A 7,743-nucleotide genomic window follows, 5' to 3' on the forward strand; every position below is an offset into this window, starting at 1 on the left:
CCGCACCACCTGCACCGCCGCGTTGAGTTTGGCCAGCACTTCTTTTTTGACAAATTCCGGTATGGCTGGTTTCCAATACAATGGCTTGAGTTTGCCATTGATATTTTGTTCATCCAAAAATAAATGATACGGCCGAATTTTCAGAGCTTTGGCTATTTTTTCGACCATATCAATAGACGGAAAACACACGCCTATCTCGATGCGGCCAATATAGCTCAGAGATGTGTCACAGAGCTCTGCCAGTTTAAACTGGGAAAGGCCAGCGCCCTTACGAATACGCCGTAAATTATTGATAAAAATCTTTCTTAGATTCATTGACATTTAAATAATTCTGACAGGTAATATTCACTTGACAATTACGTACTGTGGTATATAATCGTATTATTACTTTATAAGTAATAATACTATAAAAACACACTATTAGATAATAAAGGGGGAATTTACATGACAAGAATATTACACACCAAAGTAGAAACAGGCAGCCCGCTGCTGGCCTCGGACATCACCAATCTGACTTTTTTTCCGGTGGGGGCGATACTCATGATGGACGGCAGCTGGACGAATGGCCGCGGCGGTTGGTATATCTGCGATGGACAGAACGGCACGCCGGATCTGCGGGACAAATTCCTCAAAGGCAATGGCAGCGAGACCGCGGCTGGCGCGAACTGGCTGTCCCTGACCGCCAGCAATCTGCCCGCGCACAACCATAGTTTAACCAACATGTCTTTGACAGGACTCACGCTCAACGACGGCGGCGCGCACACGCATACGCTCAGCGGCAACACAGCTGACGGCGGATCACATAATCACACCCTCACCAACGGCTCCGCGGCTTTGGCTGGCGGACACTCGCATACAGTGACCGTGCACGATACAACCCATAATCAGACTCCAGCATCTACAGACAGTTCTAGCGATGAGTATGGCAGGTACGATAGCAAGATATACACAACATCCTCAGTCGCAGATCATACGCACACTGTCTCAGGCACTATAGACAATGGCGGAGCGCATACTCACACTCTTTCCGGCTCGGCGGCGGAGGGCGGCTCGCACACGCACACTGTCAACAGCAGCAACTCAACTATTTCCGGCTCCGTAAGCAGCGCCGGCTCCGGCACGAATTTTAACAATATGCCGGATTATTACGCGGTGATTTACATTAAGAAAATGAAAGAGTATGTGTAGGCGGAGGGGTTATTTTTGCCGGGCAAAAGCCAGCAAGAGAGAATAATCTTTGTTATCCGCCGCCCGCAGCGTCTGTAAATATCGTAGTCGGATCTGCGAGCTGGCGGTCAAAACCGCGCCGCCCCAAGTGAATACCGGCAAGCCCAAGCCGCTAGAGATCAAAATATCCGCCATTAACCGCGAGTGGCGTCCATTGCCGTTAACAAACGGATGAATGCTCACCAGCCTGTGCTTAAAACGCACAGCGATCTCATCTGGAGAAAAAACCGAATGTTCTATCCAGTAATGGCAGTCAGACAGCAGTTTTTTAATTTCGGAAACGATGTCGGTCTTGTCTACACCCAGGTTTTTATTCGTAACACGAAAACGCCCAGCCCAGCGCCAGACCTTGCCGAACATGCGCTGGTGCAAATTTTGCAAAAATTTATTGGTAAGAATTTGCTCGACTTTCAGACCGCGCTGTTTCAAAGACCACTCCACCGCGTCCTCTATATTGCGCTGCTCAAACTCGTCCAGTTCCTCTCTGGTCGATAAGGCCGGAATAAGCAGCCCATCTTTTTCATCTTCGTCCAGCGGCGTTTGGCCCGCGCTATAAATCAAATCTATTCCCATAAATAACCTGGAATTTCACGCATCAATTCCTCGGTCTTATCACGGACAGCCTTTTTCAGTCGCGCCGAGGAATTGCCCTGCTGCTCGAGCTGCATATTTGCCGAAGTACGCCGAACGATTTCTTCAGCGGCTTTTTGCGCCGCCTGCTCCAGAATTTTTTGCAGAGATCCGGCCACGGGCCGCAGGGAATAACTGAATTGCAAACCCAAAGCCTGACCAGCCGTTCGCAATCTATTCAGGGAAACTGCGCCGGACGCTTCGTTTTCCTCCAGGTCTTTGACGCTTTGCGCGGAAATATGCAAACGCTTACCCAGCTGGCGGCGGGACATGCCCCAAGCCGTGCGCACGGCGTATATCCAGCCGGTAGGCGGCGGAGACACAGATTTACCGCGCAGCCTGCGATCCAGCTGCTCCAATAATAATTTGCTGTTTTTAGTATCCATAGCTATACAAGATTATAATACTATAATATTAAAATGTCAACAATTATTGAATACTACAGTATTAAAATACTAAGCCAGCCCACGCCGCCGCCACGGCGTCAGCCACGTTTGACGCCACATTTTTGTCGAAGACGGACGGGATAATGTTATCCCGACGCAGGTCTTTTTCCGCGACACAGGCGGCGATCGCGCGCGCGGCCGCGAGGCACATTTCCCGCGTGATGTCAGTCGCGCGCGCGGCAAAAGCCCCCTTGAACATGCCCGGAAAACACAGCACATTATTGATCTGATTGGGATAATCCGAACGGCCGGTGGCGATAACCGCCGCGCTGTCCGCTATTAACTCCGGTCTTATTTCCGGGTCGGGATTGGCCATAGCAAAAACTACCGCATTTTTGTTCATGCTCTGGACGGCCGTGGCGGTCAGAACATCCTTAGCCGACACACCGATAAACACATCCTGCCCGGCCAATATTTTATTTACAGAGCCGGATAATTTTTCCGAATTGGTCAGCGCGGCCAGAAGTGTTTTTTCGGAGTTCAGTCCCGCGCGCCCCGCGTAGATCGCTCCCTCGCGGTCGCACAGGACTATCTGCCGCGCGCCGCTGGCCAGCAGCAGCCTGGCCACGGCCAGTCCGGCCGCGCCCGCGCCGTTGATGACGATCTTTACCTCTTCCAGTTTTTTACCGACAACCCTGAGCGCATTCAGCAAACCGGCCAGCGTTACGACAGCCGTGCCGTGCTGGTCATCATGAAAGATTGGAATATTTAATTTTTCTTTTAAGCGGCGTTCTATCTCAAAACAGCGCGGCGCGGCAATATCTTCCAGATTGATGCCGGCAAAAGTAGGCGCGATATGCAGGATCGTCTCCACGATCTGATCCGTGTCTTTAGTAGCCAGCAGTATCGGGAAAGCGTTCACACCGCCGAACTCGCGGAACAGCGCGGCCTTGCCTTCCATGACTGGTAATCCAGCCAGCGCGCCGATGTCACCGAGCCCCAGCACCGCCGTGCCGTCTGTCACAATAGCAACAGTGTTACCGGCGATAGTATATTTTTTGGCCAGCGCGGGCTCAGCTTCGATAGCCTTGCAGACCCTGGCCACGCCGGGAGTATAGACCATCGACAAAGTCTCGTAATCCTTGATCGGCGCGTTGCTGGCAACATTGATCTTGCCATTCTCATGGATTTTTAATATTTCTTCCAGAGCGCTTTCTTTTACTTTTTGCATAATGCTCCTTTTTAAAAGTGTCCGCCTTTTTTAAGTTCTGTCATTTTTAAAAATTCTGCGGGAGTGTAAACCGGAATTGTAGACTTTTTATAATCTTCGGTATTTCTGGTGATTATGTAATCTATCTTGTTCTGCACGGCGGTAAAATACTGCACAGCGTCTTCAAAATCAGCAAATCCCGACTCCAGAGCCTTTTGTATTATAAGGTCATCAACATTTAAAACAGTCAAGATCAACCGCAGTTTTCGCAAAAAAGCCACCGTTGTATGGTGATTAGTTAATTTTCTCTGCACATAATATGTGTTTGTAAACACGATTGCCGAAGTATAGCCTCTGTATTTTCCTGCTTCCACAAGATTTATTAGTTTCACCGCATCGGTTAAAAACGGATTTCTACGGAGCGAAACATCAATGACAACATCGCTGTCAAAAAAAAGCTTTTCTCTCATAGGTGTTTTTCCATTAAGGCTTCGGTCAGAATTTCCTTGTAATTGAAATTTTTATCAACGCTGATAATTCCGGCTATCCTTTTAGTCAGCGGCTCCAGTTTTATATTTTCTTCGTCTTTTGTGTCAGCAGATATTGAGGCCAAATATTCTTCCACTAATTTAGAAATGCTTCTTTGCTTCTGTTTGGCGTAAATTCTGGCGTTTTCCACCACAGCCTTTTCAACATTTAAAGTTAATTTTGTGTACATACTTAAACTCCTACGTAATAATATATAATTTAGTTACGTAATTGTCAATGCTTTATGCTCCGGCCAGCCGCAAAATCACCTCCGAATACAAAATATGCTCCTGCTCCAGCACGCGCGCGGACAGCGTCTCAGGCGTGTCGCTAGGCCGAACAGGAACTTTCTTTTGCGCGATGATCTTTCCGGTGTCGACTCCGGCATCCACATAATGCACGGTGCAGCCGGATTCCGCGTCGCCGGCAGCTAAAACTTTTTCGTGCACATGCAGCCCGGGATATTTCGGCAGCAGCGTCGGGTGAATGTTGATTATTTTTCCGGCGTATCGCGCGACAAAATCCGCGGACAGGACGCGCAGATAACCAGCCAGACAAATTAAATCCACAGCGTGTTTTGCTAATTCTGCCAGCACGTCTTTTTCCGCCGGACAAACAGCGGTTTTCAAGCCATGTTCTCTGGCAAAAGTCAGTCCGGCGGCATTTTCTCTACCGGAAATCACCACAGCGATCCGCGCCTGACCCCGCAAAATTCCGCTCTCGATATTTTTTTGTATGGCTTGCAGATTGGAACCGCGACCGGAGATGAGGACAGCAAGGCGGAACATTGGACACCTTTCTTAAAAAGACTTACAGAATTTTAACACAAAAAAAGTTATGCGGAAAAACTTAATAATCTGGCGCCGAACACTTTTTGGAGTTTTTCGACAGTCGTCAAAGTCGGGTTGGTACGGCGTGGATTTTCTATACGTTGATAAGCGCTCCAATTAACACCCAATCGTTTAGCAACTTCTTTTTGGGTCAAGCCTTGTTTTTCTCGCTCCTGCTTCAGAGTTATCGCAAAAGAAACAGCCAAACTTGGTTTGACCGGCACCATATTTTTGGCCACCCGAGACGGCGCGGGAATAGACAATTTACGAGAATCCAAACTTTCGAGATAACCATTCAGGGCTTCATGCGCCGCAAGCACGGCTGCCTCATAAGTATCAGCACAGGTAAAACAACCCGGCAGATCGGGAAACTCAACGCTGTAAGTATTATTAGTTTCTCTCCAAATATGCGCAGGATATGCTTTCATTTCAATCCAGCCTCCTTTAATATTTTCTTTTCCAAACCCTTGCCCAAATCTTTGGCATGATACGGGACAACCAGCGTTTTATCCGCTTTCTGTAAAACATGATGCGAACCGCTAACCCTATCCAATGTCCAGCCGTTTTTCAACAACAGCTTCAACATTTGCTTTCCTGTTAAAGGCATGAACTTATAATACTACATATAAGTAGTATTTGTCAACTGCCTTGTTATATCACCACAATTTTGTACAACGAGGTAGGGAAGCCCCGGTTATCATTCCGGGGCTTTTTAAATCAGCGGTTATTTAGAAATGCTGGAAAAATTGAAATAACCAAACATCGCCTGGCGCTCTACCTGATATTTGTCCGCTTCATTTTGTAGAAACCGCGGGTCAATATCTGGGTTTAAATATTTAGCTTCCACATTGACTGTCCAGCCAGATGGAGTTGAGAACAATTCTACAGTTGGAATATTTTTACTTGCCAGAGATGCTCTTAATTCCGCGATATACTGTTCCCTTTTTTCGCCAACATCGAAATGAAACTCGATCGTTGGCATTCCTTTAAGTTCTTCAACTGTCACACGGTCAACAATATTGTCCGGGGCGAAAAGTTCGGCAATAATTTTAACGCCATTGTTGACCGCAATGTCCAGTTGTTCTCTGTCCCGCGCGGAGACATACGAATATATAATAGGAACATTAACCAATACCTTTTATTATTACAGTTTTATCCCCCTCAACAATTTTCCCGATAACCTTACCGCTGATTTGCGCGGCCGCGCTCGGCGGGACGATCAAGCACATGCCGATACCCATGTTGAACGCGCTGTACATTTCTTTAAGCGCGATCTGTCCGGCGGTTTGTATTTTTTTAAATATCGGCGGCGGCTCCCAGCTTTGCGGGTCAAGCACGGCGTTAGTTTGAGCCGGTATGGCGCGCGCCAGTTTTTCGTAAAAACTGCCGCCGGTAATATTGGCGATGGAGTGGATTTCCACGCCGGACTTTAGATAACCTAAAATTTCTTTCACGTAAATTTTGGTGGGCGTCAGCATTTCGGCATAATCGTCCGTGCTTAAGACCTGGCGCACCAGAGAGTAGCCGTTGCTGTGCAGACCTGACGACGGCAGGCCGACGACCACATCGCCCGCCCGCACTCTATCAATGGTCAAAATTTTGGCCTTATCGACCAGACCTACCGCAAAACCGGCCAGGTCATAATCGCCCGGCTGATAAACATCATGCATCTCGGCCGTCTCGCCGCCGATAAGCGCGCAGCCGGACTGGCGGCAGCCTTCGGCGATGCCGGCGACGATCTGCTCCACCTGCTCCGGCTTGACTTTGTGCACGGCAATATAGTCCAGAAAAAACAGCGGCGCCGCGCCGGAACAGATCAAATCATTGACCGACATGGCCACCAGATCAATGCCGACCGTATCGTGTTTGTCGAGAGCCACAGCCAGCTTGACCTTGGTGCCCACGCCGTCATTGCTGGCGACGAGCACCGGCTCCTTGTAGCCCCGCAAATCCGGCTGAAAAAAACAGGCAAAAGAACCGATATTGCCCAGCGCGCCGGGGATATGCGTCGAAGCGGCGTGTTTTTTGATCTTTTCGACAACCGCGTAACCGGCCTCCACATCGACACCGGCGGCTTTGTAGGAATGGGGTTTGTCAGACATGCGGAAATTTTAACACACTTTTAGTATTCTTTTATTACCCTGTGAATCGCGGCGGTCAGCTGCTCGGCCATATTTTTCTTGAGGGCATCCGGAACGAGTGGCCGGGGACGCAGTCGGGTTTTGTTGTGCTTATTTTGCTCGTCCCAAAAAAGCAAATGCGGCGGCGCCTGCAAAACGTCTGCTATTTTCTGGATCAATTGTACGGACGGAAACTTACGTCCGTTTTCTATCTCGCCGATATAATTGAGCCCCATATTGCAGTTCAACGATAATTCGATCTGGGATAAATCCGCTTTTTGCCGCAAACTTCTTAGATTGTGAATAAAAACCTGCCGCAAATCCATAAGTAATTATATAGGCTATTAGCAAGTATATTGACAAATGGCTATCAAGAAGTATAATTGCTATTAGCAATGATGAGGTCTTATAGCCTGATCTAAAACAAGGGGGTATTTTTATGGCAAACGCAAGCAATTACAGTGACACTTATACCGGGATTACGAAAGGCGCTCCGCTTTCAGCGGCAACCATGGCCGCGGCGCTGAATACCAAGGAAAAAGTGACCAACAAGCAGGTTTCTTCGACGGACGACACGGTGGATGCTTTGACCGCTAATTCCAGCGACAGTTATTACCCGTCAGCCAAACTGGCCGGGAAAAACCTCGACGCGCTGAGGAACGACAAGCAGGATAAGCTTGCCGCTGACATAGCCAAAAATATCGTGGCTTATTCCGGGACGGCGGGAACGCTCGGCACGCTGACCAGAACCACGACTATAGACACCGCGACGAACGCCAGCGATGACAGTATACCCACGGAAAAAGCGGTGG

General features: G+C 48.6%; 14 protein-coding genes. 2 read left to right on the top strand and 12 right to left on the bottom strand.

Features of this window, described 5'->3' with window-relative positions; genetic code table 11:
• A partial coding sequence (locus LBJ25_06575; protein ID MDR1453618.1) for a helix-turn-helix domain-containing protein occupies positions 1-315 on the bottom strand: 315 nt, incomplete at its 3' end.
• 129 nt (positions 316-444) lie between these two features.
• On the opposite strand from LBJ25_06575, the gene LBJ25_06580 reads away from it, so the two are divergent.
• A complete protein-coding gene (locus tag LBJ25_06580) occupies positions 445-1,188 on the top strand; it encodes a hypothetical protein (GenBank protein MDR1453619.1) in 744 nt (247 codons plus the stop codon).
• Between the two features lie 9 nt (positions 1,189-1,197).
• On the opposite strand, the gene LBJ25_06585 is transcribed toward LBJ25_06580, so the two are convergent.
• The 11 genes from LBJ25_06585 to LBJ25_06635 all read right to left on the bottom strand — a co-directional run bounded on the left by LBJ25_06585 (position 1,198) and on the right by LBJ25_06635 (position 7,257).
• Complete coding sequence (locus LBJ25_06585; GenBank protein ID MDR1453620.1) at positions 1,198-1,800, bottom strand: mobile mystery protein B; 603 nt, start codon at positions 1,798-1,800, stop codon at positions 1,198-1,200.
• Positions 1,791-2,243: a mobile mystery protein A gene (locus LBJ25_06590; GenBank protein ID MDR1453621.1), complete on the bottom strand. Its 453-nt coding sequence runs from the start codon at positions 2,241-2,243 to the stop codon at positions 1,791-1,793. The genes LBJ25_06585 and LBJ25_06590 overlap by 10 nt, the downstream gene beginning before the upstream one ends.
• 61 nt (positions 2,244-2,304) lie before the next feature.
• Positions 2,305-3,474, bottom strand: coding sequence for an NADP-dependent malic enzyme (locus LBJ25_06595; GenBank protein MDR1453622.1), 1,170 nt, complete (start codon positions 3,472-3,474; stop codon positions 2,305-2,307).
• An 11-nt stretch (positions 3,475-3,485) separates the two neighbouring features.
• Positions 3,486-3,923, bottom strand: a complete 438-nt coding sequence (locus LBJ25_06600) for a PIN domain-containing protein (GenBank protein MDR1453623.1) — start codon at positions 3,921-3,923, stop codon at positions 3,486-3,488.
• On the bottom strand, positions 3,920-4,171 hold the full coding sequence (locus LBJ25_06605) for a DUF6364 family protein (GenBank protein ID MDR1453624.1): 252 nt from the start codon (positions 4,169-4,171) through the stop codon (positions 3,920-3,922). Before LBJ25_06605 ends, LBJ25_06600 begins: the two co-directional genes overlap by 4 nt.
• Positions 4,172-4,223: 52 nt before the next feature.
• Positions 4,224-4,769 carry a phosphoribosylglycinamide formyltransferase gene (gene purN / locus LBJ25_06610; protein ID MDR1453625.1) on the bottom strand — a complete coding sequence of 182 codons (546 nt, stop codon included), beginning with the start codon at positions 4,767-4,769 and terminating at the stop codon, positions 4,224-4,226.
• A 47-nt stretch (positions 4,770-4,816) separates the two neighbouring features.
• The gene (locus tag LBJ25_06615) at positions 4,817-5,239 is read right to left on the bottom strand and encodes a type II toxin-antitoxin system HicB family antitoxin (protein ID MDR1453626.1); all 423 of its coding nucleotides are present in this window, start codon (positions 5,237-5,239) and stop codon (positions 4,817-4,819) included.
• Positions 5,236-5,418 (bottom strand): type II toxin-antitoxin system HicA family toxin, encoded by a 183-nt coding sequence (locus LBJ25_06620; GenBank protein ID MDR1453627.1) that lies wholly within the window; start codon positions 5,416-5,418, stop codon positions 5,236-5,238. Before LBJ25_06620 ends, LBJ25_06615 begins: the two co-directional genes overlap by 4 nt.
• 117 nt (positions 5,419-5,535) lie before the next feature.
• On the bottom strand, positions 5,536-5,943 hold the full coding sequence (locus LBJ25_06625; GenBank protein ID MDR1453628.1) for a hypothetical protein: 408 nt from the start codon (positions 5,941-5,943) through the stop codon (positions 5,536-5,538).
• Positions 5,936-6,913: a phosphoribosylformylglycinamidine cyclo-ligase gene (purM, locus tag LBJ25_06630; protein MDR1453629.1), complete on the bottom strand. Its 978-nt coding sequence runs from the start codon at positions 6,911-6,913 to the stop codon at positions 5,936-5,938. The genes LBJ25_06625 and purM overlap by 8 nt, the downstream gene beginning before the upstream one ends.
• A 20-nt stretch (positions 6,914-6,933) precedes the next feature.
• Positions 6,934-7,257 carry a helix-turn-helix transcriptional regulator gene (locus LBJ25_06635; GenBank protein ID MDR1453630.1) on the bottom strand — a complete coding sequence of 108 codons (324 nt, stop codon included), beginning with the start codon at positions 7,255-7,257 and terminating at the stop codon, positions 6,934-6,936.
• 113 nt (positions 7,258-7,370) lie between these two features.
• Here LBJ25_06635 and LBJ25_06640 point away from each other — a divergent pair.
• On the top strand, positions 7,371-7,743 hold a 373-nt coding region (locus tag LBJ25_06640), incomplete at its 3' end, for a hypothetical protein (GenBank protein ID MDR1453631.1).

The sequence above is a fragment of the Candidatus Margulisiibacteriota bacterium genome, assembly GCA_031268855.1.
Lineage (GTDB): Bacteria > Margulisbacteria > Termititenacia > Termititenacales > Termititenacaceae > Termititenax.

Bases quoted from the DNA above. Each gene is read 5' to 3' on its own strand.
- LBJ25_06580 (MDR1453619.1), top strand. From the start codon at position 445: ATGACAAGAATATTACACACCAAAGTAGAAACAGGCAGCCCGCTGCTG.
- LBJ25_06585 (MDR1453620.1), bottom strand. From the start codon at position 1,800: ATGGGAATAGATTTGATTTATAGCGCGGGCCAAACGCCGCTGGACGAA.
- LBJ25_06590 (MDR1453621.1), bottom strand. From the start codon at position 2,243: ATGGATACTAAAAACAGCAAATTATTATTGGAGCAGCTGGATCGCAGG.
- LBJ25_06595 (MDR1453622.1), bottom strand. From the start codon at position 3,474: ATGCAAAAAGTAAAAGAAAGCGCTCTGGAAGAAATATTAAAAATCCAT.
- LBJ25_06600 (MDR1453623.1), bottom strand. From the start codon at position 3,923: ATGAGAGAAAAGCTTTTTTTTGACAGCGATGTTGTCATTGATGTTTCG.
- LBJ25_06605 (MDR1453624.1), bottom strand. From the start codon at position 4,171: ATGTACACAAAATTAACTTTAAATGTTGAAAAGGCTGTGGTGGAAAAC.
- purN (MDR1453625.1), bottom strand. From the start codon at position 4,769: ATGTTCCGCCTTGCTGTCCTCATCTCCGGTCGCGGTTCCAATCTGCAA.
- LBJ25_06615 (MDR1453626.1), bottom strand. From the start codon at position 5,239: ATGAAAGCATATCCTGCGCATATTTGGAGAGAAACTAATAATACTTAC.
- LBJ25_06620 (MDR1453627.1), bottom strand. From the start codon at position 5,418: ATGCCTTTAACAGGAAAGCAAATGTTGAAGCTGTTGTTGAAAAACGGC.
- purM (MDR1453629.1), bottom strand. From the start codon at position 6,913: ATGTCTGACAAACCCCATTCCTACAAAGCCGCCGGTGTCGATGTGGAG.
- LBJ25_06635 (MDR1453630.1), bottom strand. From the start codon at position 7,257: ATGGATTTGCGGCAGGTTTTTATTCACAATCTAAGAAGTTTGCGGCAA.